Below are 25,983 nucleotides of genomic sequence, written 5' to 3' on the forward strand. Positions count from 1 at the left end.
CATCCTGACGAAAGTCAGGATCCAGAGCCACGAGGGACGCCGCCCGTTACCCTGGATCCTGACTTTCGTCAGGATGACGGAATTGGTGATATGCGGTCCGGCTTTCGCTAATCCCCCGCACTGGCTAAGGGACGCGGATGACCGATCACACGCCCGATCCCGCCCTGCTCGCCAAGGCCGAAACGCTCACCGAGGCGCTGCCCTATCTGCAGCGCTATGCGGGCAAGACGTTCGTCGTGAAATATGGCGGCCATGCGATGGGCGACCCCGAGCTGCAGCGCGATTTCGCCGAGGACATGGTGCTGCTGAAGGCGGTCGGCATCAACCCGGTCGTGGTGCATGGCGGCGGGCCGCAGATCGGCGCGATGCTCAAGCGGCTCGGCGTCGAATCGCGTTTCGTCGACGGCCTGCGCGTGACCGATGCGGAGACCGCGCAGATCGCCGAAATGGTCCTCGCGGGTTCGATCAACAAGGAAATCGTCGGCTGGATCGGCCAGGCGGGGGGCCGCGCGGTCGGCATCTCGGGCAAGGACGCCGGCCTCGTCCTCGCGCAGAAGGTCGGCCATGGTCGCGAGCCCGACAAGCTCCAGGGGATCGAACGCCATGTCGACCTGGGCTTCGTCGGCGAGCCGATCGCGGTCGACCGGACGATCCTCGATACGCTGATCGCCGCCGACATCATCCCGGTGATCGCCCCGATCGGCATCGGCGCCGATGGTCACACCTACAACATCAATGCGGATACGATGGCGGGCGCGATCGCGGCGGCAATGGGCGCCGCGCGCTTCTTCCTGCTGACCGATATCGTCGGCGTGCTCGACAAGGAGGGCGAATTGCTGACCGACCTCGATCCGGCGCGGATCGCCGAACTGCGCGCCGACGGCACGGTGACGGGCGGGATGATCCCCAAGCTGGAAACCTGCGTCGCCGCAGTCCAGTCGGGCGTCGACGCCGCGGTGATCATCGACGGCCGCGTGCCGCATGCGATGCTGCTCGAGATCTTCACCAAGCAGGGCGCGGGCACGCTGGTGAGCGCGACGGGCGCGGCGCGGTAGGGGACGAGCCGCCTTTCACCCCCGTCATCCTGACGAAAGTCAGGATCCAGAGCCACAAAAGGTAGCCTTCGTGGCTCTGGATCCTGGGTCGAGCCCAGGATGACGGGGCTTGGGGCGGCAGGTGCGGCTGAAATCGTTACGCGCAGTCCAGCGACATCACAGCCCTTCTCGTTCTCCCTCCGCCCCCTTATATCAGCAATACACCAGCGGAGACCCACGCCTTGATCGCCCTTCTTCAGATCGTCCAATTGCTGCTCAATCTCGTCTGGTGGGTCATCGTGATCCAGGCGGTGCTGTCATGGCTGATCGCGTTCAACGTCATCAACACGCAGAGCGATTTCGTCCGCACGGTGTGGAACGCGCTGCAGAAGATCACCGAGCCGCTTTATCGCCCGATCCGTCGGATCCTGCCCGATTTCGGCGCGCTCGATCTGTCGCCGCTGGTCGTGCTGCTGATCCTCTACATCTTGACCAACATCGTCATCCCGAACATCGCGCAGAACTATCTCGTCGCGGCTTATTGAACGGACCGGCTGCCTGGCGCGCGGTCGGTGACGGCTTGGCGATTGCCGTCCGGGTAACCCCGCGCGGTGGCCGCGATATGCTCGCCGCCGGCACCCCCGAGCATCTTGCCGCGCGCCTGGCGGCGGCGCCCGTCGATGGTGCCGCGAACGCCGGACTGGTTGCGCTCGTTGCCAAGAGCTTCGGTGTGCCCAAGCGCGCGGTGACGATCGTCTCGGGCGAAACCGCGCGGCTGAAGCGCCTTCATATCGCCGGCGATGTCGCTACGCTGGCGGAAATCGCGTCCGCGCTCTATGGGCCGCGGGCATGAGCGCGACCATCATCGACGGCAAGGCCTTCGCCGCCGGCCTCCGGGCCCGTATCGCAGAGGGCGTCACCGCCTTTCGGACACAGGCGGGCCGCGCGCCCGGCCTTGCCGTGGTGCTGGTCGGCGAGGATCCCGCCTCCAGCGTCTATGTCCGCTCGAAGGGCAAGGCGACGCGCGAGGCGGGGATGGAGAGCATCGAGCACCGGCTCCCCGCCGACGTATCGGCCGACGACCTGCTCGCGCTGGTCGCGACGCTCAACGCCGATCCGGCGATCGACGGCATCCTGGTCCAGCTGCCCTTGCCCAAGCATATCGACGAGCAGGCGGTGATAGCGGCGATCGATCCCGACAAGGACGTCGATGGCTTCCACCCGATCAACGCGGGCCGGCTCGCGACCGGGCTGCCGGGGTTCGTGCCGTGCACGCCGTTCGGCTGCGTGCTGCTGCTCAAGAGCGTGTTGCCGAACCTGAGTGGGCTTGAAGCGGTCGTCGTCGGGCGCTCGAACATCGTCGGCAAGCCGATGGCGCAGCTGCTGCTCCGCGAAAGCTGCACCGTCACCGTCGTCCATAGCCGGACGAAGGACGTGCCCGCGCATATCCGCCGCGCCGACATCGTCGTAGCCGCGGTCGGGATCCCGCAGATGATCAAGGGCGACTGGCTCAAGCCCGGCGGGACCGTGATCGACGTCGGCATCAACCGGACCGAGACGGGGCTGGTCGGCGACGTCGACTTTGCGAGCGCGGTCGCGGTCGCGGGCGCGATCACGCCGGTGCCGGGCGGCGTCGGGCCGATGACGATCGCGTGCCTGCTGCGCAACACCTTGGTCTCGGCGGGGCGCCGCGAAGGCGTCGCGATCGAGGGGTCGAGCCTGTGATCGAACTCTATATTTCGTCGCTGATCACGTTCTTCGTGGTCATCGATCCGCCCGGCTGCGCGCCGATCTATGCCGGGCTGTCGGCGAGCGCGTCGGCGGCGCAGAAGCGGGCGATGGCGATCCGCGCGGTCGGCGTGTCGGCGGCGATCCTGTTCGTGTTCGCGCTGTTCGGCGAGGCGTTGCTCAAAGGGCTGGGCATCAGCCTGGCGAGCTTCCGTATCGCCGGCGGCATCATGCTGTTCCTGATCGCGCTCGAGATGGTGTTCGAAAAGCGTACCGAGCGCCGCGAGGATCGCGCCGCCAAGGTGGCGAGCGATCCCGAGGCGGACGACGTGTCGATCTTCCCGATGGCGATGCCGATGATCGCCGGGCCCGGCTCGATCGCGTCGGTGATGCTGTTGATGAGCCGCAACAGCGGGCTCGAGCGCTCGGCGATCGTGCTCGCCGCGATGGTGACGATCCTGCTGCTGACGCTGGTCGCGCTGCTGGCCGCCGGGCCGATCATGCGGATCCTGGGTGCCAAGATCGAGGCGGTGATCACCCGCCTGCTCGGCGTGCTGCTGGCGGCGCTGGCGGTGCAGTTCGTGCTGGATGGCCTGTCGGTGGTGCTGCACTAGGCCGTCATCCTGACTTTCGTCGGGATGACGGCGGTGGGCATCAGTCCACCTTGAACAGCCGCAGCGGGGAATTGCGCGGCAGCGGGAGCGGCGTCAGCCACGCCGGCACCTCGTTCTTGGCGAGCTCCGCGTAGAACCCCTTCGGGCTGCGCGCCTTGTAGTTGGTCGATTCCGCCGCGTTGGGGCAGAGCAGCATCATCGTCGCGCCGTGGCGCTTGACGATCGCATGTGCCTGGTCCGCGGTTCCCCCGAACGCATGCTGGACGTCGAGGATCGCGTCGCCGTTGCGGTGATACGGCCCTGCGATCGCATCGTGATGCGTGATCGTGATCAGTCGCGGGCCCATGTCGACGAAGGTGAAGATCGTCTGCGCGGGGTATTTGTTGAGCGCGAGCAGCACCGTCGTCCGCAGGCAGTTGCCCGTCGCCATGTTGACGCGCTTTTCATAGGGCTTTGGCCGGTCGATCGGGAAATACTGGATCACCATCCCGGCGAACAGCCCGGAAACGATCAGGAACGCGCCGACCGTGCCAAGCACGCGCACCGCCAGCGATCGGTTGCCGAGCAGCCTCGGCAGGATCAGCCAGCCGAGCGCGGTCGCCCCCGGGATCGCCAGCAGCTGCGCGGCGGGGCCGGCGCGGACCTGCCACAGCAGCATCGCGCAGGCGAACGCGGTGAACAGCGCGACCGCCGCCCAGCCGACCGCGCGCGGATCGCGCCGCGCGCGCCAGGCGGCGACGATCGCGCCGATCAGGCCGATGATCGGCAGCGTCGCCAGCGCGAAGCCGACGCGGAAGCTGTGCTTGTAGATCGGCTTGGCCTCGCGGACATTGTTCAGCCAGTTGCGCTGCAGCTCGGGCGAAATGCCCTCCGGCCGGCCCAGGCACTGCGGGAAGACGAGCGCGAACCCGGCGACGATCGCCGCGCCCGCCACCACCGCCAGCGCCAGCCGCGCGCCGCGCGACGCGGGGCCGAACCGCGCGAGCAGGAACAGCAGCATCCCCGCCGCGATCATCACGCTGAGCCACACCGGGGTCAGCGCGTCGCAGCGCATCGCGCGGTTGGCGTTCGACGCGAACAACGCGAAGCCGAGCGTGCTGCCGCCGCCTAGCGTCAGCGCATAGATCGACAGCCGCTCCGCCTCCGACCGGTCCCATACCCAGCGCAGCGCGATGATCGCGCCCGCCATCGCCGCATAGGGCAATAGCTCGAGCCCGATCGACAGCGATACCGCGCTGGCGATGCCGACCATCGCGCCACCGCGGCGGCCGTTGGTGTCGCACAGGCCCGCGACCGTGAGGCTCAGCATCGCCAGCTGCCAGCCGTGATGATCGATCCGCTCGGGCATGAACATCAGCATCGTGCCGGTCGCGCCGACCATGAACACGATAGCGAGCGGCCACGCATAGGGGCTGATCAGCCGGCGCACGGTCGCGCCGATGCCGAGCATCGCGATCGACAGCGGCAGCAGCGGCGCGATCCCGCACGCCAGCCGCTCCGCCCAGCTGTTGCTCGTGAACAAACGGAAGACCAGGATCAGCCCGGCGATCGGCAGGTCGACGATCCGGCTCCAGTGGATATCGAACCCGACCGGCGGGTTCAGCCGGTAGTTGCGCAGATCATACCAGCCCTGGCCGTCGAGCAGCGCGCGGACCTGCATCAGCCGCATGTTGTCGTCGGTATCGCCGAGCGACAGCCAGCGGACCTGCCCCCAGCGATCGACCATCGACCATGCCGCCACCGCCACCCAGGCCAGCAGCGACAAGGCGATCCAATGCCGATCGAGTGCGTCGAGCAGCGTATGCCGCCGCGGTGGTGCCTGATCCAAAACGCTTTCCTCCGGCCCGCACGCACTCTAGATGCGCGGGCATATCTCAAGCGTCGCTCTATCGCGGTGTTGGTAAAGAACAAGGCGGGCATGCAGGCGATTTGGCGACAGGTGGAGCAGATGCGGGCGAGCGGCGTGCTCGGCCAGCTCGTGCGCTTCGGGATTGCCGGCGGCTTCACGAGCATGGTCTATTCGCTCGTCTACCTGCCGCTGACGGCGTATGTCTTTCCACCACGCCAGGCGGTGGCGGCGGTGCCGTTCGCGTTTGCCGTCGCGGTGGTCGTCGGGTTCTTCCTGCACAGCCGCTGGAGCTTCAGGGGGCATGCGAAGGAGCCCGGGGCGGGGCGGCATATCAAGTTCGTGATCGTCCAGGGCGCGGGGCTTGCGCTCAACGCGCTGGTCACCTGGATCGGCACCGCGCTGTTTCACCTGCACCCGTGGGTCCCGTTGGTCCCCGCGGTGCTTCTTGCCGCGATCCTGAGCTTCGTGCTCAACCGCCTTTGGGTTTTCAACTGATGCTTCCAACGAACTGGGCGAATTACTGATGGATCGCATCGTCTACGACCGGATGGCCGCGCATGATTCCACGCATTGGTGGTACCGCGCGCGCCGCGACATCCTCGCCGATTACCTGACCCGCTACGGCGCTTTGCCGAAGGACGCCAAGATCCTCGAGATCGGCTGCGGCACCGGCCACAACCTGCCGATGCTGGCCGCGTTCGGCAGCATCGACGCGATCGAGATCGATCCCGCCGCGCGCGAGATTGCGAGCGAGCGGCTTGGCAAGCCGGTCGGTGCGGCGCCCTTGCCCGAACTGCCGGGCGTGCCGCGGGGCCATTACGACCTGATCGCGGTGCTTGATGTCGTCGAGCATATCGAGGACGACGTCGCGGCCCTGAAGGCGATGGCCGATTGCCTCGCGCCCGGCGGCAAGATCCTGATCGCGGTACCGGCGCACCAGTGGATGTGGAGCGCGCACGACACCGTGAACCACCACCACCGCCGCTATTCGAAGGCGACGCTGAAGGCGGCGATCGAGACTGCGGGGCTCACGCCCGAAAAGCTCGGCTATTTCAATTCGCTGCTGTTCCCGCTGGCGGCGGCGGCCCGGATCGCCGGACGGATGACGGGGCGCGACGACAGCGACGATTCCCCGCCGCCCAAGCCGGTCAACGCGCTGTTCGAGACAATCTTCCGGCTGGAACGCCATCTGGTCGGCCGCGTGCCGATGACGCCGGGGGTGTCGATCGTGACGCTGGCGGTCCCGCGGTAAGCTTCCTCGATCCTCCCCCGCAAGGGGGAGGTGGCTGGCGTTTGCCTGACGGAGGGGGCGGTACGCGCCAACCTCTGCTGTGTGTCCTCCCCCTCCGTCGCTTCGCGCCACCCCCCCTTGCGGGGGAGGATTGGCGGTGGGTCGGGATGACGGGGCAGGAATCTTGGATCTTAAGCAAGCACCACCCCGGCGAAGGCCGGGGCCCAATTAAGGGACGGTGCTGACTGCGGGTGCACTTCGTTACTGCGACCTTTCCAATTGGGCCCCGGCCTTCGCCGGGGTGGTGCAGCGACTAGGTAGCGTTCGTTTAGTCGAGGCGAACGGGCGGGGGGCCATCAGGCGCCTGCACCGCGTCGACCGGCTCCGCGCGGAACCCCAGCGTCGCCTTGCCCTGGATCGGGCCAGCGATATCCGCCACGATATAGAGCGGCCGGCGCTTCGACTCGACATAAAGCCGGCCGAGATATTCGCCGATCATCCCCAGCACGAACATCTGCACCGCGCCCAGGAACACGGTGACCAGCATCGTCGAGGTCCAGCCCTGCACCGCGCTGCCCGACAGCCAGCCGATCGCGATATAGACGAACAGCAGCAGCGACACGCCGGTCAGCGCAAGCCCCGCATGGCTGGCAAACCGCAACGGCGCGGTCGAAAAGCCGGTGACCGCGTCGAACGCGAGCCGGATCATCTTGGCGAGCGGGTAGTTCGTCTCGCCCGCGAGCCGCTCGGCGCGGTCATAGGGGAACGGGACCTGGCGGAAGCCGATCCAGGCGACCATGCCGCGGATGAAGCGCGCCTGTTCGGGCAAGCTCAGGAACGCATCCAGCGCCCGCCTGCTCATCAGGCGGAAATCGCCGGTATCGAGCGGGATCGGCGTTTCGGTCATCCGCGTCAGCAGGCGATAAAAGGCGGCGGCGGTGGCCTTCTTGAACACCGTCTCGCCCGCGCGCTGGCGGCGCACAGCATAGACCACGTCGGCCTGGCTCGCCGCCATCGCCGCGCGCATGTCGGACAGCAGCTCGGGTGGATCCTGCAGATCCGCGTCGATGATCAGGATCTGCTCGCCCGCGCACAGATCGAGCCCCGCGGTGAGCGCCAGCTGGTGGCCATGGTTGCGCGACAGGTTGATCGCGACCAGCCGCGGGTCGGCGCTGGCGAGGCGTTGCATCACGTCCCAGCTGTCGTCGCGGGAGCCGTCGTTGATCAGCACGATCTCGTAATCGTTGCCGACCGCGACCTTGGCCGCGCCGGAAATACGGGCGTGCAGGATGTCGAGGCACGCGGCCTCGTTATAGCAGGGCACGACGATTGAAAGGGACGGGGCCGAGAGAGAGGGACGGTTCATCGCCCCCGTCTAGCGTCCGCTGCGCCCGCCGTCATCGTCGGATGTTTCTACACGCGCTCCACGGTGTGCACCGCGTCCGCCGCGCGCAGCCCCGCCATCAACCGCATCAGCTGCTGCACGTCGTGCACCTCGACATCGATCTCGTTGGTGTGGAAGCTCTTGTCGCGCGTATCGAGCCGCAGGTTGATGATGTTCGCCTTGTGCCCGCCGATGATCGTCGAGACGATGCCGAGCGAGCCCGGCTCGTTCTTCACCATCACCGATATCCGCGCGACCGCACCCTCGGTCTCGTCGCCCCAGGCCACGTCGACCCAGTCGGTCTCGTTCTCCGATCGCTCGGCGAGTTCGCCGAGCACGCGGCAGTCGATCGCATGCACCTCGATCCCCGCATCGGGGCGGCGCAGGCCGACGATCCGGTCGCCCGGGACTGGATGGCAGCAGGTCGCAAGGTCATAGGCCACGCCGGGGGTCAGCCCCTTGATCGAGATCGCGCTCGATTGCGGCGCCAGCGCATGCGTGACGTCGGCGCCCGCCGACCCCGGCATCAGCGCTTCCATGACTGCAGCGTCGGACAGCGTGCGCCGCGCGATCGCGACCATCAGCGACGACTCGTCGGGCAGCTTCAGCCGCTTGAGCGCGTGGCTCAGCGCATCGTTGCCGATCTGCGCGGGCAACCGCGTGACGATGTCCTCGTAAAGGCTCTGGCCCAGCGCGATCTGTTCGACTCGCTCCTTCTGGCGCAGATGCCGGCGGATCGCGGCGAGCGCCTTGCCGGTGGTCGCGACGTTCAGCCATTGCGGCTGCGGCGACTGGCCCTTCGAGCGCAGGATCTGCACCTGGTCGCCATTCTCGATCACCGTCGACAGCGGCACGACGCGGCCGTTGACCTTTGCACCCACCGCCTGGTCGCCGAGATCGGTATGCACCGCATAGGCGAAATCGATCGAGGTCGCGCCCTTGGGCAGCTGGATCAGCTCGCCCTTGGGCGTGAACGCGAAGATGCGATCGGTGTACATCGCCATGCGCGTATGTTCGAGCAGCTCCTCGGGGCTTTCGGCCGTATCGAGGATCTCGACGAGGTCGCGGATCCAGCTCACCTGCCGGTCGCTGCCGTTGATCTGCTGTTTGTACGCCCAATGCGCCGCCAGCCCGAATTCGGCCTGCGCGTGCATGTCGGCGGTGCGGATTTGGATCTCGATGCGCGCGCTGTCGGCATGGATCACCGAGGTGTGCAGCGAGCGATAGCCGTTGCGCTTGGGCGTCGAGATGTAATCCTTGAACCGGCCCGGCACCATCGGCCAGCGCTGGTGGATGATGCCGAGCGTGCGGTAGCAATCCTCCTCGGTCGGGACGATCGCGCGGAACGCCATCACGTCGGACAGCTGTTCGAAGCTGATGTGCCGCTCCGACATCTTGCGGAAGATCGAATAGGGATGCTTCTCGCGCCCCGAAATCTCGGCCTCGACGCCGGCGCGCGCGAGCACGAGCTTCAGGCCGGACGCGATTTTCGCAATGCGGTCGCCATCGCCCTTTTTGAGCTGTTCGAGGCGGCGGTTGATCGATTCGGAGGCTTCAGGCTCGAGCTGTTCGAACGCCAGCGACTGCATCTCGCGCATGAACTCGTACATGCCGATCCGCTCGGCGAGCGGCGCGTAGATGTCCATCGTCTCCTTGGCGATGCGACGGCGCTTCTCGGGTTTTGCGATGTGGTGCAGCGTCCGCATGTTGTGCAGGCGGTCGGCGAGCTTGACCAGCAGCACGCGGATGTCGTCCGACATCGCGAGCAGGAACTTGCGCAGGTTTTCGGCGGCACGTTCGTTCTCGGTCTGCGCCTCGATCTTGCTGAGCTTGGTGACGCCGTCGACGAGCCGCGCGACCGAGGGCCCGAACAGCCGCTCGATCTCCTCGGGCGTCGCGACCGTGTCCTCGATCGTGTCGTGCAGGATCGCGGTGGCGATCGTCTCGGCATCGAGATGCAGGTCGGTGAGGATGCCCGCCACCTCGATCGGGTGGCTGAAATACGGATCGCCGGACGCGCGCTTCTGGCTCCCGTGCGCCTGCATCGAGAAGACATAGGCGCGGTTCAGCAGGGCCTCGTCGGCGTCGGGATCGTAGTCGAGGACGCGATCGACCAGTTCATATTGGCGCAACACGGATCGTAGATGGGGCCGGGCACGGACTTTTGGCAACAAAAAGCGTCGGATCACTGTGATCTAATCGCTGCATGAGTGGCGAATGCGTGGGGCGTTTCGCTTCTGCGGCATATGCGGTACGCTTGCCCCCGGACGAGGATGACGTGATGGGCAAATTGCGCGAACCCCTGCTGGAATGCAGCCTGCCCGCCGCGCTGGAGGCGATGGGCGAGCGCTGGTCGTTCCTGATCCTGCGCGCCGCGTTCAACGGCCTGCACCATTTCGAGGAGTTTCAGTCGGAGCTCGGCATCGCGCGCAATATCCTGGCGAACCGGCTGGCGCGGCTGGTCGAGCACGGCATCCTGGAGCGGCAGCCGATCCCAGAGGACCGGCGCAAGATCGCCTATGGCCTGACCGACAAGGGCTTCGCGCTGCTGCCGACGATGATCGCGCTCCGGCAATGGGGCGAGCGGTGGGAGACGTGCGTGCCGGCGTTCCCGATCCTGGTCGACGCGCGCGATCGCCGGCCGCTGCAGCCGGTCTCGGTCCGCGCGCATGACGGGCGCGTCCTGGGGAAGGGGGACCTGATCTGGGCGCTGCCGGGCGAGGTTGCGGGGGAAGAGGCCGAGGCGGCTGAGTAAGCTGCCTTCGCTCTTTCTTCCTTGTTCTCCCGCGAAGGCGGGAGCCCAGTCTGGACCCCCGCCTTCGCGGGGGAACATGCTGTCTTCGGATTGCTAGGCGAGCAACGCCACCAACACCGTGCGGATCGAGTCCGGCAGCGGCACCGGCCGCCCCGTTTCCAGATCGACGTGTACGCTGACCATGGTGATCACCGTATGCAGCTCGCCCGTCTCGGCATGCGCGAGCTCGAAACGTTTCGTCAGGCTCGACGTGCCCAGCTTCTCGATCCGCACGAACGCCTCCACCGTATCGCCCAGGCGGAACGGCTTCAGATAATCGATCTCGGTGCGGCGCACGTTGAACTCGGTGCTGGGCCACACCTCCGGCAAGGCCGTAGCGATCCCGGTCCACTCCCAGAACTCGGTGACCGCGACATCGGCATATTCGAGATAGCGCGAGTTGAAGACGATGCGCTGGCCGTCGATCTCGGCATAGCGCACGCGGAACCGCGTCGAGAAGGCGAAACCCGGGCGCATGTCAGACGATCAGGCGGATACCGACGATCGCCAGCACGGTCGCCAGCACCGGCACCAGCACGCGGTCCGACACGCGCGTCGCGATCAGGCTGCCGATGACGATCCCCGGGACAGATCCGATCAGCAGCGATACGAGCAGGTCGACGTCGACCGAGCCGAGGATCCAGTGGCCGATCCCGCCGAGCAGCGTCAGCGGCACGGCATGTGCGATGTCCGATCCGACCAGCCGGTTGATCGGCAGCTTCGGGTAGAGGATGAGGAGGGCCGTCATCCCCAGCGCGCCCGCACCGACCGAGGTCAGCGAGACGAGCACGCCGAGGACGGCGCCGAGCAGGATCGTCAGCATTGCCTGACGCTCGCCGCCGACGGTGCCGATCCGCGGGGTGAGCCACGCGACGATCCTCCCGCGAAAGAAGGTCGCAACCGCCGACAGGACCAGCGTCACGCCCAATACGACGGTGATCGCATGGCCGGTGTCCGACGATTTCTCGCCGAGATAGTTGAGCACGAGCAACGTCGCGATCGCCGCGGGAACGCTGCCGGTCGCGAGCCGCCGCACGACTCGCCAGTCGACGGTGCCGCGCCAGCCATGCACGGTCGTGCCCACCGTCTTGGTCGCCGAGGCGTAGAGCAGGTCGGTGCCGACCGCGGTGGCCGGGTGGAAGCCGAAGACGAGCACCAGCAGCGGCGTCATCAGCGATCCGCCACCGACGCCGGTCAGCCCGACGATCAGGCCGACGAGCACGCCGGCCACCGAATACAACAGATTGATATCCACTAAGGGGTTAGCCAGCGCCACGCGCGGGCGTGTTCACGCCCATCGACTGGAGATATTTCTTCACGTTGCGCGCCGCCTGGCGGAGCCGCTGTTCGTTCTCGACCATCGCGATCCTCACATAGCCTTCGCCGTTTTCGCCGTAGCCCACCCCTGGGGCCACCGCGACGTGCGCGTGAGTCAGCAATTGTTTGGTGAACTCAAGGCTACCTAAATGCGCGAGGGCGGGCGGCAAAGGCGCCCAGGCGAACATGCTCGCACGGGGGCTTGGAATATCCCACCCGGCGCGGCCGAAGCTTTCCACCAGCACGTCGCGGCGCTTGTGATAAAGTTCGCGGTTGCGCGCGACGATATCCTGCGGGCCGTTGAGCGCAGCGCAGGCCGCCGCCTGGATCGGCGTGAACGCGCCGTAATCGAGATAGGATTTCACGCGGGTCATTGCCGCGATCAGCGTCTTGTTGCCGACCCCGAAGCCCATCCGCCACCCGGCCATCGAATAGGTCTTGCTGAGCGAGGTGAACTCGATCGCGACATCCTTCGCGCCCGGCACCTGCAGGATCGAGGGGGTCGGCTTGCCGTCGTAATACAGCTCCGAATAGGCTAGGTCGGAGATCACCCAGAGCTTATGCTTCTTCGCGAACTCGACGACGCGTTCGTAGAAGGCCAGGTCGACGACTTCGGCGGTCGGGTTCGACGGATAGCCCATCACCAGCACCGACGGACGCGGCACGGTGAACGCCATCGCGCGCTCCAGGCTCTCGAAATACGCCTCGTCGGGCGTGGTCGGCACCGCGCGGATCGTCGCGCCGGCGATGATGAAGCCGAAGGTGTGGATGGGGTAGGACGGGTTCGGCGCGAGCACGACGTCGCCGGGCGCGGTGATCGCGGTGGCGAGGCTGGCGAGCCCTTCCTTCGAGCCCATCGTCACGACGACCTCGGTCTCAGGATCGACGTCGACGCCGAAGCGGCGGCCGTAATAGTTGGCCTGTGCCTTGCGCAGGCCGGGAATGCCCTTCGACTGCGAATAGCCGTGCGCGCTGGGTTTGCGCGCGACTTCGACGAGCTTTTCGATGACGTGCTCAGGCGGCGGCAGATCGGGATTGCCCATGCCGAGATCGATGATGTCCTCCCCGCCCGCGCGCGCCGCCGCCCGCATCGCGTTCACTTCGGCGATGACATAGGGGGGCAAGCGTTTGATGCGGTAGAAATCTTCGGACATGGAACCCTCGTGTGATGGCGCACGATCCTTACGTCATTCGGAAGAATGCGGAAACCTTTGGATTGTCCGGATCGCAAAGAGGGATGGAATGACCCGGCACTCTTGGGCTAGGCTACGGAAAAATAAGAGGACGTCATGGCCGAAACTCCTCCCGCTCCAAGCCTGCCCGATCTCCAGCACTGGACCTGGGTGATGGGCCGGGCGCAGCAGATGATGATGGAGCAGGGGCTCGCCGCGATGCAGGCGCCGCCGGAGGGCATCCCCGCGATCCCGGGCTTCACCGATCCCGCCACGCTGGCGCGCGCGCGCGATTTCTGGAGCGAGAGCCTCACGCTGTGGCAGCGGTTCCTCGATCCCGCCAAGGCGGCCGAGCCCGCGCCGGTTACCGACAAGCGTTTCAAGGCGCCGCAGTGGCGCGCGCCGGTGTTCGACCTGATCCGCCAGAGCTACGAACTGATCGGCGATCACATGCTGCGCAGCGTCGAGGCGGTCGACGGGCTCGACGCCAAGCAGAAGGAGCAGTTGCGGTTCGCGACCAAGGGGTTCGTCGATGCGATGAGCCCGACCAACTTCGCGCTGACCAACCCGCAGGTGATCGAGAAGACGATCGAGACGCGCGGCGAGAATCTGCTGAAAGGGCTGCAGAACATGATGGCCGATCTTGCCCGCGGGCAGGTGACGCACACCCCCGACGGCGCGTTCGAGCTCGGTCGCAACCTTGCGATGACGCCGGGCAAGGTGGTCAAGCGCACGCCACTCTACGAACTGATCCAGTATACGCCGACCACCCCCAAGGTGCTGGCGACGCCGCTCGTCATCTTCCCGCCATGGATCAACCGGTTCTACATCCTCGACCTGACGCCCGAGAAGAGCTTCATCCGCTGGGCGGTCGAGCAGGGCATCACGGTGTTCATGGTGTCGTGGAAATCCGCCGATGCGAGCATGAAGGACGTGGTCTGGGACGATTATGTCGCCGCGCAGGTCGATGCGATCGACACGGTGCGGGCCGCGCTGAAGGTGCCCGCGGTGCACACGATCGGCTATTGCGTCGCGGGGACGACGCTGGCGGCGACGCTCGCGCTGCTGGCCGCGCGCGGCGAAGCGGCGAAGGTCGCGAGCGCGACGTTCTTTACAGCGCAGGTCGATTTCGCGCAGGCTGGCGAATTGCAGCATTTCATCGACGACGAGCAATTGAAGATGGTCGCGTCGCTCTCGCCCGAGGGGTTTCTCGACGGACGCTACATGGCGACGACGTTCAACCTGTTGCGCGGGCGCGACCTGATCTGGAACTACGTCACGCAGAATTACCTGCTCGGCCAGGATTACGTGCCGTTCGACCTGCTCCACTGGAATGGCGACACGACCAACCTGCCCGCGAAATGGCATCTGAGTTATCTGACCGATCTCTACCGCGACAATCTGCTGGTGAAGCCCGGGGCGATCAGCGTCGCCGGCACGCCGCTCGACCTGACCAAGGTGACGACGCCGAGCTATGTCCAGGCGGGGCGCGAGGATCATATCGCGCCTGCCGAGAGCGTCTGGAAGCTGACTGAGCTCTTTGCCGGACCGCTAAAATTCGTGCTCGCGGGGTCGGGGCACATTGCCGGAGTCGTGAACCCGCCGGCGGCCGGAAAGTATCAGTATTGGACCAATCCCTCGCCGCATACGACGCTCGCGGACTTCGTCGCGGGGGCGACCGAGACCAAGGGAAGCTGGTGGCCGGACTGGGTCGAATGGGTCCGCGCGATCGATGCCAAAACCGTGTCGGCAAAAGGGGTTAGGCTACCCGGCGCGGGATCGCTCGCGGCGCTCGGAGACGCGCCCGGCACGTACGTTAAAAGCTGATAACGCGACCTTCCGTTAACGTCATGGTGCGGTGCACAATTTATTTGTGCGGCGCCGTAATTCGTGTATAAGGATTGCGACATAACTCCGAAGAGAGGTGCGTGGATGGTGGATATCGTGAAACGGACGGCCAAGCCCGGTTCGAAGCCTGTCGCCACCGCGAAGGCTCCTCGGATTGTCGCCCAGCCGGCACCCCCGGAACGCAAGCCGGTACCACCGGCCGTGAAACCGGCAGAACCCGCACACAAGCTGGCCCAACCGGCCCCCACGCCGGCGCAAGCAGAACCCAAGCCGGCACAACCGGCACCCATGCCGGTCGCCATGACGCCGGCGATCGACTCACCTCCCGCGGCCGCTTTTGTATCGCCGCAGCCAGACTCGCCCCCCCCGATCTTGGCCGCCGCGCCGTCGGGGATTCCAGTCGGCGAAGCTCCAGTTACCGAAGCTCCAGTTACCGAAGCTCCAGTTACCGAAGCCGCAGCTACCGAAACCGCAGTTACCGAAACCGCAGCCAGCGAAACAAAGGACGCCATCATGGAAACGATCCAGAGCATCACCGACAAGACCAAGTCCCTGTTCACCAACGGGTTCAGCGGCACGACCACCACCGATTTCACCGAGCAGGCCAAGGGCGCGATGGAAAAGTCGGCGAAGATGGCCGAAGATTTCGTCGCCTTCGGCAAGGGCAATATCGAGGCGCTCGTCGAGTCGTCGAAGATCGCCGCGAAGAACGTCGAAGCGCTGGGCCAGGAGGCTGCCGATTACGCCAAGACCTCGTTCGAACACGCGACCGAAGCCGCCAAGACGCTCGCCGCCGCCAAGTCGCCGACCGAGTTCATGAAGTTGCAGAGCGATTATGCGCGTACCGCGTTCGACACGATGATCGCCGAGGGCTCGCGCTCGACCGAGCGGATGCTCAAGATGTTCGGCGAGGTCGCACAGCCGATCTCGAACCGCGTCGCGGTTGCGACCGACAAGATGAAGATTTCGGCCTGAGCCTGCGCCGCGTCGCCGTCGGGTGACGCGTCGGAGCACGGTGAGACAGATGGGGGCGGCCGTCACGCGACGGTCGCCTCTTCTGCTGCCGCCTCTTTTGCAGTCGTCGTTTGCGGACGCCCCCTTGCTCTTGCCGGGCGGGATGCCATATTTCGACGGCATGGTGGTAAACTCTCAAATGATGGCCGTAAAATCGATGGCCGAGCGCCGTGACGATGGCGAGGATGGTACCGGCGGCACGGGCGCGGGAATCGCGACCAAGACACGTGCGAAGACCAAGCAGCCGACACCATATCGCGTGCTGATGCTCAACGACGATTACACGCCGATGGAATTCGTCGTCCTCTGCCTTCAGCGGTTCTTCCGCATGGATATGGAGGCTGCAACGCGCGTGATGCTCCACGTCCACCAGAAGGGCGTCGGCGTATGCGGCACGTTCAGCTACGAAGTGGCCGAAACCAAGGTGAGCCAAGTCATGGATTTCGCCCGGCAGAACCAGCACCCGCTACAGTGCACGCTCGAAAAGGCGTGATGCCCTAAGTCACCGGTACCGGCTCTGCCAATCCTCGCCCGCAAGGGGGGAGTGGCGCCGAAGGTGACGGACGGGGGAGGCAAGCGCCCACCCCCGTTTCGTGTTCCCCCCTCCATCAGGCAAGAGCCAGCCACCTCTCCGCGGCGAGGGAGGAGAGGGGACGACCCCTAGCGGGCCGGGGGTAACCAGCGCAGGTCGAGCCCGTCGAAGCGATCGATGTAATTCGCCGCCTGTGCCAGCAGCGTCTCCTTCAGCAGCGTCACCCGGCTGCCTTCGCGCCGGATCAGCCCGTCTTCCTCGAGCTGGCGCAGCATACGGTTGACGTGCACCGCGGTAAGCCCGGTGGCGTCGCCGATCTCCTCCTGCGTGACACCGAGCGTGAAACTGTTGCCGATCGCCTGGTCCCGCCGGCGCAGACGGTTGTGCATCTCGATCAGCAACGCGGCGATCCGCGCCTTGGCCGAGGTGCGACCGAGCGCCGCGAGCCGGTCGGTCAGCGCGACCTTCTCCATCTGGTTCATCACCATGATGATTGCCGACAGTCGCGGATGATCGGTCACCATCGCAGTCATTGCCGAGCGATCGAACGGGCAAACCGTGCAATCGGTCAGCGCGACCACCGTTTCCGGCGAATCGCGATACACCAGCGCCGACACGCCGAGCATGTCGCCGGCGTGGAGGAAGCGAAGGATCTGGCGGCTGCCGTCGTCGAGCAGCACATAGCTCATCGCCATGCCGCGCTGAAGGATGAAGAGCTCGGGCTGCGGATCGTTCTCGCGCAGCAGGATCGCGCCGCGACGCAGGTCGCGCGGGCGTTCCTCCAACCGCGCTAACGCAGCCCTTTCGTTCATCGACAAGTCGATGAGATCGCCGACGCGTTCGGCGAAGCAGCTGTCCGGCACTCTGTGATGGTCCCCCATGTTCGAGGGCACAAAGAGCAAAGCTATGTTTCCCGCGCATTAAAGTCGATCAAGCGCGCGCATTCGGGTGTCCCGAGCCCGTGTTTCCTCGTCGGGTTCTTGCGTGCGTGGCCTTGCGCAGAACGCCAGCCGCGATAGACACCCGGGATGGACCGTATTCTCATTCGTGGCGGCAATCGCCTGTCCGGGCGCCTGCCCATTTCCGGTGCGAAGAACGCCGCGCTCACGCTGATGCCGTGCGCGCTGCTGACCGAAGAACCGCTGACGCTGCGCAATCTGCCGCGGCTGGCGGATGTCGATGGCTTCGGCCACTTGCTTAACCAGCTCGGCGCGTCGACCGCGATCCAGGGGACGCGGCCCGAGGATTTCGGCCGGGTGATGACGATCCGCGCGGGCAACCTGACCTCGACCGAGGCGCCGTACGACATCGTGCGGAAAATGCGCGCATCGATCCTCGTGCTCGGGCCGCTGCTCGGGCGCGGCGGCGAGGCGACGGTGTCGCTGCCGGGCGGCTGCGCGATCGGCAACCGCCCGATCGACCTGCATCTGCGCGCGCTCGAGGCGATCGGCGCCGAGCTCGAGATGGCGGCAGGCTATGTGAAGGCGACCGCGCCGGGCGGCCGCCTGCCGGGTGGACGCTATCGTTTCCCGATCGTGTCGGTCGGCGCGACCGAGAACGTGATCATGGCGGCGGTGCTCGCCAAGGGGACGAGCGTGATCGAGAACGCCGCGCGCGAGCCCGAGATCGTCGATCTGTGCAACTGCCTCGTCGCGATGGGCGCGTCGATTGACGGGATCGGCACCGAGACGCTGACGATCGAGGGGCGCGACCGGTTGCACGGCGCGACCTATGCGGTGATGCCCGACCGGATCGAGGCGGGCAGCTATGCCTGCGCCGCGGCGATCACCGGCGGCGACCTGGAACTGGTCGGCGTGGCGATCCCCGACATGGGCGCGACGTTCGACGCGCTGGTCGAGGCGGGCGTGTCGGTGACGCCGACCAAGGACGGCGTGCGCGTCGCCGCGGACGGCGGACTGAAGCCGCTGACGCTGTCCACCGCGCCCTATCCCGGCTTCGCGACCGACATGCAGGCGCAGTTCATGGCGATGCTCTGCAAGGCGGACGGCGCCAGCGTCCTGACCGAGACGATCTTCGAGAACCGCTACATGCACGTGCCCGAGCTGGCGCGGATGGGCGCCGACATCCAGGTGCGCGGGCGGACCGCGGTGGTGCGCGGCGTCGACAAGCTCGTGGGGGCGCCGGTGATGGCGACCGACCTGCGCGCGTCGATGAGCCTGATCCTGGCGGGTCTCGCAGCGGACGGCGAGACGTCGGTCGGCCGGGTCTATCATCTCGACCGCGGCTATGAGCGGTTGGAGGAGAAACTGAGTGCGGTCGGCGCGGATATCGAGCGCGCCAGCGACGGGTGAGGGCTAATTTGCGCCGCTAGCCCTGTCGCCTCCGGGGAGGGGGTTGGGTTAGGGGTAGTTGGGAAGGGTAGCGTTCGCGGCGCCCCTCTTCCCGACCCTCTCCCCGGAGGGGAGAGGGAGCAGGTTGCTGGGCGTTTTGCGGTGGCATTCTCGTGCTCACGGACGCTGTGGGGCGGTCCAAGTAGCGCTACGCGGCTAGTTCCCCCGCGAAGGCGGGGGGCCCAGGATCAAACAAAGCTGTCATTGGTGGCCCGGTAGACATCGACGCAGCGCCGCCGGCAAAGCCGCCGTCGGACGGGTTCGGTGAACCGACCCGCCGGCCGTGCCGGGCGCTGCCCGCTTGCTTCGCTTGCGGGCAGCGGCACGGTTTCCCGCGCCTGCGCCCGTCAGTACATGTGCTGCCCGCCATTGATGCTCAGCGTCGACCCGGTCACGAACCCGCCCTCCTCCGAGCACAGGAACGCCACGCCGCGCGCGATCTCGGTCGCCTGACCCAATCGCCCGACGGGGATCTTCGCGACGATCTTCTCCAGCACGTCCGCCGGCACCGCCGCCACCATGTCCGTGTCGATATAGCCCGGCGCGATCGCGTTGACCGTGACGCCGGCCCGCGCGCCCTCCTGCGCCAGCGCCTTGGTGAAGCCGTGGATGCCCGATTTCGCGGCGGCATAGTTCACCTGGCCGTACTGCCCGGCCTGTCCATTGATCGAGCCGATGTTGACGATCCGCCCCCATTTGCGCGTCCGCATGCCCGGGAACACCGCCTTGGCCATGTTGAAGCAACCGCCGAGGTTGGTGTCCATTACCTCTTTCCAGTCCTGATACGTCATCTTCAGGATGGTGCCGTCGCGCGTGATGCCCGCATTGTTCACGACGATATCGACATCGCCCAGATCGGCGGCGACCTGCGCACAGCCCGCCTGACACGCATCGTAATCGGCGACGTCCCATTTATACGCCTTGATGCCGGTGCGCTCGGTAAATTCCCGGGCGCGGTCGTCGTTGCCGGCGTAGGTTGCCGCCACGGTCAGGCCCATGTCCTGAAGCGCGAGACTGATCGCCTCGCCGATGCCGCGCGTACCACCGGTTACAATTGCAACGCGTGCCATCAGTCTCTCCTAGGTTCGTCCTTTTGCGGAAGGCTAGCCAGCCCGCACCCATCCTTCAAGCTCGCGTGCCAAAATGCTGCGCAGCATTTCGACGCCGACCGGGCTGTCGTTGAGGCACGGCAGATAGGCGAAATGCGTGCCGCCCGCCTCCTCGAAGCTCTCGCGTCCGCGGATCGACAGCTCCTCGAGCGTCTCTAGGCAATCGGCGGAGAAGCCCGGCGCGAAGATCGCGACCTTCGTCTTGCCGGCCTTGGCGAGCGCGACGAGCGTCTCGTCGGTCGCTGGGCCCAGCCACTTTTGCGGCCCGAAGCGCGACTGGAAGGCGATCGTCAGCTCGCGTCCCATCCGCTCGCCGAGCAGCCGCGCGGTCTTCTGGCAGTGGCAGTGATAGGGATCGCCCTGCTGCAACGTCCGCTTCGGCATCCCGTGGAAGCTCGCGACGATCGCGTCCGGCGTGAAGTCGAGCGCGGCGAGCCCCGCCTCGAGCGAGTCCTTCAGCGCGTCGATATACAGCGTGTCGTCGTAATAGGGCGGCAGCGTCCGGATCGCCGGCTGCCAGCGCAGGCCGGCCAGATGCTTGAACGCCTTGTCGTTCGCGGTCGCGGTCGTTGCTGCGCAATATTGCGGGTAGAGCGGCGCGAGCAGGATGCGCTCGCAGCCCGCCGCCTTCATCGCGACAAGCCGGTCCGAAATCGATGGATTGCCATAGCGCATCGCCCAGTCGACCAGGACCGTGGGGCCGAACGCGTCCTTGAGCGCGTCCGCCTGCAACCGGGTGATCGCGGCGAGCGGCGATCCGTCGTCGCGCCAGACCTGCGCATAGGCATGCGCGGACTTTTTCGGGCGCGTGTTCAGGATGATCCCGCGCAGGATCGGCTGCCACGCGATCTGCGGGATCTCGACGACGCGCGAATCGGACAGGAATTCGCCGAGATAGCGCTTCACCGATTTCGCATCGGGGCCATCGGGCGTGCCGAGGTTCATCAGCAGCACGCCGATCTTGGGGGCAGGAATCGGCGGATGATCGGGGGGCAGGGTCATGCCGTCGGTCTTAAGGGCAAATTGCGGATGCGAAAGCCCGTTGACGCATGGAGCGCGTTGGCGATCGCCGGCGCGACCGCGGGGACGCCGAGGTCGCCGACGCCGCCGGGGGCCTCCTCGCTGCGGATCAGCTCGACGGTTATGTCGGGCGTGTCGGCGAGCCGGGGCAGCGCGATCGTGTCGAACCCGCGCGCGTCGGCGAGCCCGCGGGTAATCCCGGTCGAGGTGCCGAGCGCGCCGGCCAGCCCGAAGATCAGCCCGCCCTCGATCTGCTGGCGGACGATGTCGGGATTGATCTGCGCGCCGCAATCGACCGCGGCGACGAGGCGGTCGACGACCGGGCGCTGGTCCGCCCCCAGATGCGCCTCCGCCATGACCGCGATGTAGCTGCCGCGAAAGGCATGCGCCGCGATTCCCTGGCCGCTGCCCGCGACACCCCCGTTCCAGCCGCCGAGCGCCGCCGCGGTCGACAGGCAGCGCGCGAGGCGCGGCGCGCTGCCGAGCATGCCGATCCGGAACGACATCGGCTCGGACTGTGCGACATGCGCGAGTTCGTCGAGGAAGCATTCGGTGAAGAACGCGGTGTAGCCATGAGCGCCGCCGCGCAGGTGGCCGGTTGGGATGCCGATCTCGGCGGCATGGTGATCGATCGCATAGGCCGGGATGCGATAGGCGGGCGTCGCGCCGGCCACGGCATAGCGGTCGCCGCGCACCCCGATCAGCGCGGCCTCGGTCGCGAGCCCGGGCATCATCCGGCGTGCCATCTCCGCCCCGGTCGATGGCGCTGCGATTTTTGCGCTCCAGCCCAGAACCGCGCCATTGGGGGCGAGCCGCGCCGCCATCTTCGCCACCGCCGGCGCGCGATAGGGACCGTGGATCGTCTCTTCGCCGCGCGACCAGACGAGGCTGAGGGGGCGCCTGAGCTTTAGTGCGAGGATCGCGGCCTGTTCGGCAATGTCGGGTTCGAGCGCCGCGCCGAACGATCCGCCGATCAGCATCGGGTGGACGACGACCGAGTCCTCGCCGAGACCTGCTGCGCGCGCCGCTGCGGTTCGCGCGAGGCCGGGGGCCTGGGTCGCGAGCCAGAGTTCGAGCCGGCCGTTCGAGAAGGACGCGGTGGCGCTGCGCGTCTCGATGCCCGCGTGCAGGCCGAGCCCCGCGCGGTAGGTCGCGGTGACGAGCTTGGCGCCCTGGAAGGTCGCCGCGACATCGCCGACCGACGCCACCTGTGTGCCCGGACGCGCGAGCGCGGCGTCCAGCGCCGCATCGATCGAGCGCGTATCGGGGAGGGGAGCGGCATTTTCGAACCGCGGCGCGAGCGCGTCGAGCGCCTTGTGCGCCGCCCACCATGTCGTCGCCACCGCCGCGACCCAGTTCGGGTTTTCGACCACCGACAGCACGCCGCGGATCCGATCGGCGGCGGCGCGATCGACCCGTGTCAGGCGTCCGCCGACCGGGCCCTGCCGGATCGCGGCATGCACCATGTCGGCGAGCCGGACGTCGCCCGCGAAATTCGCCGAGCCATTTACCTTCGCGGCGGCGTCGATCCGCGGCACCGACGTGCCGGCGAGCTTGCCCGCGCCCTGGATCCCGAGCGGGAGCGGATCGGGCAGCGTGAAGGTCGCTGCCGCCTCGGCGAGTTCGGCGAAGCGGATGCGCTTGCCCGCGTGGGTGCAGAAGCCTGCATCGACGGCCACCTCGGTCCAGTCGGCATCCCAGCGCTTTGCCGCGGCCATGCACAGCAGCGCGCGTGCGCTCGCGCCTGCCGCGCGACAGGCCTGCTCGAACATCCGGATCGAACTCGATCCGCCGGTCAGCATCGGCGGCTGTGCGACGCGACCGGGAAGGCGGTCGAACAGCCCTTCGAACAGGTCGTGCAGGCCGACCGGGTTGGCGTAGAGCGGGTTGAGCGGGGCGGGTTCGACGCCGACGGTGCGCCAGTCCGCGCCGAGCTCGTCCGCGACGATTTGGGGGAGGGTGGTGTAGACGCCCTGGCCGTGCTCGACCTGCGGCACGGCGACGGTGACATGGCCGTCGGTGCCGATCTTGAGCCACGCGCCGAACGGGGTTTCGCCGGGGTTGGTGACGAGGGTGGGCGCGTAGCGGCGCGGCCAGAGGCCCCAGGCGACGACGAGGCCGATTCCTGCGCCGCCGCCTATCAAAAATCCACGTCGGTTGAACGTCATGCTGACCGCCCTAATCCTTCTCCCCCATGGGGAGAAGGTGGCGCGGCAGCGTCGGATGCGGGGGCGTGGGTCTCCGGGACCGTGCCGGGAGACTCACTGCCCCTCTCCCTTCCGTCGCCTACGGCTCCTCCCTCCCTCTCCCCGGAGGGGCGAGGGACGTCTACGCCAGCGCGCGGTACGTGGCCTTGAGCGAGACCTTGTCGATCTTTTCCGTCCCCAGTCTGGGCAACGGCTGTTCGGAAATCCAGATCCGCTGCGGGACCTTGAACGCGGCGATATGCTGGTAGAGGAACGCGCAGAGATCGTCGGGCGTCAGCGTCTCGCCGTCGCGCACCACGACCACCGCGCCGGGGACCTCGCCGAACCGCTCGTCCGCCAGCCCGAACACCGCGGCTTCCGCCACCGCCGGATGCTCGTACAGCGCCGCCTCGACCTCCTGGCACGAGATATTCTCGCCGCCGCGGATGATGATGTCCTTCTTGCGGTCGACGATGAACAGATAGTCGTCTTCATCGAGATAGCCGATGTCGCCCGTGCGGAAATAGCCGTCCGCGGTGAACGCCGCCGCGGTCGCTTCGGGGCGGTTCCAATATTCCTTGAAGTTGCAGATCGAGCGGATGCACACCTCGCCGCGCTGACCCTGGTCGACCGGGTGGCCGGCATCGTCGAGGATCGCGAGATCGACCAGTGGCGCGCCCGCGCGGCCGGCGGAGTTGGGCTTGGCGAGATAGTTGCTGCGCCAGTTGCCCGTGCCGACCGCGTTGGTCTCGGTCAGGCCGTAGCCGATCAGCGGGGCACCGCCCCCCATCTCCGCGTCGATCCGGCGAACGTGATCGACCGGGCGCGGCGCTCCGCCCGCGGCAAAATCGGTGACGGTCGACAGGTCGTACTTCGCACGATCGGGGTGGTTGAGGATCTCGAAGCTCATCAGCGGCACGCCGACGAAATAGGTGACGCCCTCCGCCTCGATCAGCCGCATCGCCTCGCCCGCATCCCATTTCGGCATCAGCACGAGCTTGCGCCCCATCGCGAAGCTCTGGAGGAACACCGGCACTTCGCCGGTGATGTGGAACAGCGGGATTGTCAGCAACGTGACCGGCTGGCCGACCGGCGGATTGCCCTGAGCGGTGGCGATGCCCATCATCATCATCGCCTGGCCGAGATAGTTGAAGATGCCCTGCACGATCGCGCGATGCTCGGACAGCGCGCCCTTCGACTGGCCGGTCGACCCGCTCGTGAACAGGATCGTCGCATGATCCTCGGGCCCCAGCGGCGGCAGGTCGGCGGTATGATCGTCCCTGGCGAGCACGGTTGCCAGCGCTTCAGTGATCGGCCGCGTATCGTCGATCTCGATCACCGGCGCGGCAAGGCCCGCGATCTGCGCAAGCCGCTTCACGCGCGGCGGGTCGGCGAAGACGAGCGCGCAATCGACGTCGCGGATCGCCGCTTCCAGTTCCTCCGCCTGCCACCAGCCGTTGAGCAACGTCGCGACGCCGCCGGCCATGACGATGCCCATGTAGAGCACGATCCACGACGGCGAATTGCGCATCGCGATCCCGACCCGGTCGCCCTTCGCCACGCCGTGCCCGCCGACCAGCGCGCGCGCGACATGCTCCGCCGCGGCATGGACCTCGCCGAACGTCAGCCGCTCGGGGCCCGAGACGAGGAAGACGGCGTCGCGATGCTCGTTGGCATAATGCGCGAAATAGTAACTCAGCGCAGGCGGCGCGGCAGCGATCGTCGGGAGCGTGACCCCGAACCGCTCGGCCGAACCGAGTGCCAGCATGCCGTCGGGCGCCGTCAGCGCGGCCATCGTGGAATCCATAGCCGCATCGAGCTCGGTCCGCATATCGCTCTCCTACTTGGTCTTATCGTTACTCGTCTTTATGCAGGGGCGAACGCGTGGGGAAAAGCCTTTGATCCTGTCGACCATTTCTGCTGCCGTCGGCAGTCACATCCGCTTCGAGGATCTGGGTTTGCACCCCGACGTCTTCTCGATCGGATTCTTCACGCTGCGCTGGTATAGCCTGGCCTATATCGGCGGGATCCTGCTCGGCTGGTGGTATCTGCTGAGGCTGCTCGCGCAGCCCGGTGCACCGATGGCGCGGCGCCATGCCGACGACCTGGTGTTCTACGCGACGCTCGGCATCATCCTGGGCGGGCGACTCGGCTATGTGATCTTCTATGCGCCCGAGATGTTCCTGCATCCGCTGCGGATCTTCCGGCTGTGGGACGGCGGGATGTCGTTCCACGGCGGGGTCATCGGCACCTCGATCGGGCTGATCCTGTTCGCGCGCAAGCACCAGCTCAACTGGTTGCGCGTGCACGATTATATCGCCTGCGCCGTCCCGTTCGGGCTGTTCTTCGGGCGGCTCGCCAACTTCGTCAACGGCGAGCTCTGGGGCAAGCCGACCGACGTCGCCTGGGGCATCGTCTTCGAGCGCACCGTGCCGTTCGGCATGATCGAGCCGGCGCGCCACCCGAGCCAGCTGTACGAGGCGGGGCTGGAGGGAATCCTCCTGTTCGCGCTGCTGTGGTTCGCGTTCTGGAAGACCAAGGCGCGGTATGATCCGGGCAAGCTCGTCGGGCTGTTCGTGCTGGGCTACGGGCTCGCGCGCTTCACCGTCGAGTTCTTCCGCGAACCCGATTCGCAGCTGCGGGCCTTTGCCGAACATACCGGGCTGCACATGGGCCAGTGGCTGTGCGTGCCGATGATCGTCGGCGGCGCGTACCTGGTCGCGACCTCGGCCAAGCGTCGGGTGCGGGTCGAGTCGATCGCGGGGACGCAGAGCGTCGCCTGACTCCCCTCCCCCCCCCC

General features: G+C 67.0%; 24 protein-coding genes. 13 read left to right on the forward strand and 11 right to left on the reverse strand.

All coding sequences use genetic code 11. The features are described 5' to 3' along the window. Positions 1 to 137 precede the first annotated feature (137 nt). The 5 genes from argB to ASE88_RS09055 all read left to right on the forward strand — a co-directional run bounded on the left by argB (position 138) and on the right by ASE88_RS09055 (position 3,376). A complete protein-coding gene (gene argB / locus ASE88_RS09035) occupies positions 138 to 1,055 on the forward strand; it encodes an acetylglutamate kinase (protein WP_055874213.1) in 918 nt (305 codons plus the stop codon). Positions 1,056 to 1,276: 221 nt separating this feature from the next. Then, the gene (locus ASE88_RS09040) at positions 1,277 to 1,579 is read left to right on the forward strand and encodes a YggT family protein (RefSeq protein ID WP_055874210.1); all 303 of its coding nucleotides are present in this window, start codon (positions 1,277 to 1,279) and stop codon (positions 1,577 to 1,579) included. Next, positions 1,576 to 1,887 (forward strand): DUF167 domain-containing protein, encoded by a 312-nt coding sequence (locus tag ASE88_RS09045; RefSeq protein WP_055874207.1) that lies wholly within the window; start codon positions 1,576 to 1,578, stop codon positions 1,885 to 1,887. Before ASE88_RS09040 ends, ASE88_RS09045 begins: the two co-directional genes overlap by 4 nt. Next, positions 1,884 to 2,759, forward strand: a complete 876-nt coding sequence (gene folD, locus ASE88_RS09050) for a bifunctional methylenetetrahydrofolate dehydrogenase/methenyltetrahydrofolate cyclohydrolase FolD (protein WP_056477635.1) — start codon at positions 1,884 to 1,886, stop codon at positions 2,757 to 2,759. The genes ASE88_RS09045 and folD overlap by 4 nt, the downstream gene beginning before the upstream one ends. Then, positions 2,756 to 3,376 carry a MarC family protein gene (locus ASE88_RS09055; protein ID WP_056477638.1) on the forward strand — a complete coding sequence of 207 codons (621 nt, stop codon included), beginning with the start codon at positions 2,756 to 2,758 and terminating at the stop codon, positions 3,374 to 3,376. The genes folD and ASE88_RS09055 overlap by 4 nt, the downstream gene beginning before the upstream one ends. Before the next feature lie 40 nt (positions 3,377 to 3,416). On the opposite strand, the gene ASE88_RS09060 is transcribed toward ASE88_RS09055, so the two are convergent. Further along, positions 3,417 to 5,204, reverse strand: a complete 1,788-nt coding sequence (locus ASE88_RS09060; protein ID WP_056477640.1) for a hypothetical protein — start codon at positions 5,202 to 5,204, stop codon at positions 3,417 to 3,419. A 69-nt stretch (positions 5,205 to 5,273) separates the two neighbouring features. Between ASE88_RS09060 and ASE88_RS09065 the strand changes: the two genes are divergently transcribed. Together ASE88_RS09065 and ASE88_RS09070 are read left to right on the forward strand one after the other, a co-directional pair. Further along, positions 5,274 to 5,720: a GtrA family protein gene (locus ASE88_RS09065; RefSeq protein WP_321163410.1), complete on the forward strand. Its 447-nt coding sequence runs from the start codon at positions 5,274 to 5,276 to the stop codon at positions 5,718 to 5,720. Positions 5,721 to 5,748: 28 nt separating this feature from the next. Further along, positions 5,749 to 6,477: a class I SAM-dependent methyltransferase gene (locus ASE88_RS09070; protein ID WP_056477642.1), complete on the forward strand. Its 729-nt coding sequence runs from the start codon at positions 5,749 to 5,751 to the stop codon at positions 6,475 to 6,477. 307 nt (positions 6,478 to 6,784) lie between these two features. Here the strand turns inward: ASE88_RS09070 and ASE88_RS09075 are convergent, their stop codons facing one another. Both ASE88_RS09075 and ASE88_RS09080 read right to left on the reverse strand, forming a co-directional pair. Further along, positions 6,785 to 7,822, reverse strand: a complete 1,038-nt coding sequence (locus ASE88_RS09075; RefSeq protein ID WP_056477644.1) for a glycosyltransferase family 2 protein — start codon at positions 7,820 to 7,822, stop codon at positions 6,785 to 6,787. A 47-nt stretch (positions 7,823 to 7,869) separates the two neighbouring features. Next, entirely contained in the window at positions 7,870 to 9,975 is a 2,106-nt protein-coding gene (locus ASE88_RS09080; protein WP_056477646.1) for a RelA/SpoT family protein, read from the reverse strand. A 146-nt stretch (positions 9,976 to 10,121) separates the two neighbouring features. Here ASE88_RS09080 and ASE88_RS09085 point away from each other — a divergent pair, with 146 nt between their 5' ends. After that, positions 10,122 to 10,595, forward strand: a complete 474-nt coding sequence (locus ASE88_RS09085; RefSeq protein WP_055874186.1) for a winged helix-turn-helix transcriptional regulator — start codon at positions 10,122 to 10,124, stop codon at positions 10,593 to 10,595. 93 nt (positions 10,596 to 10,688) lie between these two features. On the opposite strand, the gene ASE88_RS09090 is transcribed toward ASE88_RS09085, so the two are convergent. Genes ASE88_RS09090 through ASE88_RS09100 form a run of 3 tightly spaced genes read right to left on the reverse strand, consistent with a single transcriptional unit; the run spans position 10,689 to position 13,105 of the window. Further along, a complete protein-coding gene (locus tag ASE88_RS09090) occupies positions 10,689 to 11,111 on the reverse strand; it encodes an acyl-CoA thioesterase (RefSeq protein ID WP_056477648.1) in 423 nt (140 codons plus the stop codon). Position 11,112: 1 nt separating this feature from the next. Further along, positions 11,113 to 11,889: a sulfite exporter TauE/SafE family protein gene (locus ASE88_RS09095; protein WP_056477650.1), complete on the reverse strand. Its 777-nt coding sequence runs from the start codon at positions 11,887 to 11,889 to the stop codon at positions 11,113 to 11,115. A gap of 7 nt (positions 11,890 to 11,896) precedes the next feature. After that, positions 11,897 to 13,105 (reverse strand): LL-diaminopimelate aminotransferase, encoded by a 1,209-nt coding sequence (locus tag ASE88_RS09100; protein WP_056416040.1) that lies wholly within the window; start codon positions 13,103 to 13,105, stop codon positions 11,897 to 11,899. Positions 13,106 to 13,240: 135 nt separating this feature from the next. Between ASE88_RS09100 and ASE88_RS09105 the strand changes: the two genes are divergently transcribed. The 3 genes from ASE88_RS09105 (at position 13,241) to clpS (ending at position 16,478) form a co-directional block, all read left to right on the forward strand. Then, on the forward strand, positions 13,241 to 14,950 hold the full coding sequence (locus tag ASE88_RS09105) for a PHA/PHB synthase family protein (RefSeq protein ID WP_056477652.1): 1,710 nt from the start codon (positions 13,241 to 13,243) through the stop codon (positions 14,948 to 14,950). A gap of 534 nt (positions 14,951 to 15,484) precedes the next feature. Beyond that, on the forward strand, positions 15,485 to 15,946 hold the full coding sequence (locus tag ASE88_RS19480; protein ID WP_055874170.1) for a phasin family protein: 462 nt from the start codon (positions 15,485 to 15,487) through the stop codon (positions 15,944 to 15,946). Positions 15,947 to 16,142: 196 nt separating this feature from the next. Further along, positions 16,143 to 16,478 (forward strand): ATP-dependent Clp protease adapter ClpS, encoded by a 336-nt coding sequence (gene clpS / locus ASE88_RS09115; protein ID WP_055875355.1) that lies wholly within the window; start codon positions 16,143 to 16,145, stop codon positions 16,476 to 16,478. Positions 16,479 to 16,645: 167 nt separating this feature from the next. Here clpS and ASE88_RS09120 read toward each other — a convergent pair whose 3' ends face one another. Further along, positions 16,646 to 17,329, reverse strand: coding sequence for a Crp/Fnr family transcriptional regulator (locus ASE88_RS09120; protein WP_235525593.1), 684 nt, complete (start codon positions 17,327 to 17,329; stop codon positions 16,646 to 16,648). A 216-nt stretch (positions 17,330 to 17,545) separates the two neighbouring features. Between ASE88_RS09120 and murA the strand changes: the two genes are divergently transcribed. Next, positions 17,546 to 18,829, forward strand: a complete 1,284-nt coding sequence (murA, locus tag ASE88_RS09125; RefSeq protein ID WP_055874164.1) for a UDP-N-acetylglucosamine 1-carboxyvinyltransferase — start codon at positions 17,546 to 17,548, stop codon at positions 18,827 to 18,829. A 386-nt stretch (positions 18,830 to 19,215) separates the two neighbouring features. On the opposite strand, the gene phbB is transcribed toward murA, so the two are convergent. The 4 genes from phbB to ASE88_RS09145 all read right to left on the reverse strand — a co-directional run bounded on the left by phbB (position 19,216) and on the right by ASE88_RS09145 (position 25,014). Then, on the reverse strand, positions 19,216 to 19,938 hold the full coding sequence (gene phbB / locus ASE88_RS09130; RefSeq protein WP_056066403.1) for an acetoacetyl-CoA reductase: 723 nt from the start codon (positions 19,936 to 19,938) through the stop codon (positions 19,216 to 19,218). A 33-nt stretch (positions 19,939 to 19,971) separates the two neighbouring features. Further along, positions 19,972 to 20,979, reverse strand: a complete 1,008-nt coding sequence (gene hemH / locus ASE88_RS09135) for a ferrochelatase (RefSeq protein WP_056477654.1) — start codon at positions 20,977 to 20,979, stop codon at positions 19,972 to 19,974. After that, positions 20,976 to 23,165, reverse strand: coding sequence for a xanthine dehydrogenase family protein molybdopterin-binding subunit (locus ASE88_RS09140; RefSeq protein ID WP_056477656.1), 2,190 nt, complete (start codon positions 23,163 to 23,165; stop codon positions 20,976 to 20,978). Before ASE88_RS09140 ends, hemH begins: the two co-directional genes overlap by 4 nt. Positions 23,166 to 23,325: 160 nt before the next feature. After that, positions 23,326 to 25,014, reverse strand: a complete 1,689-nt coding sequence (locus ASE88_RS09145) for a class I adenylate-forming enzyme family protein (protein WP_200910195.1) — start codon at positions 25,012 to 25,014, stop codon at positions 23,326 to 23,328. Between the two features lie 70 nt (positions 25,015 to 25,084). On the opposite strand from ASE88_RS09145, the gene lgt reads away from it, so the two are divergent. Beyond that, positions 25,085 to 25,966, forward strand: coding sequence for a prolipoprotein diacylglyceryl transferase (gene lgt, locus ASE88_RS09150; protein WP_414893881.1), 882 nt, complete (start codon positions 25,085 to 25,087; stop codon positions 25,964 to 25,966). The last annotated feature ends 17 nt before the right edge of the window (positions 25,967 to 25,983 follow it).

The sequence above is a fragment of the Sphingomonas sp. Leaf38 genome (assembly GCF_001421825.1).
Classification (GTDB): Bacteria; Pseudomonadota; Alphaproteobacteria; order Sphingomonadales; family Sphingomonadaceae; genus Sphingomonas.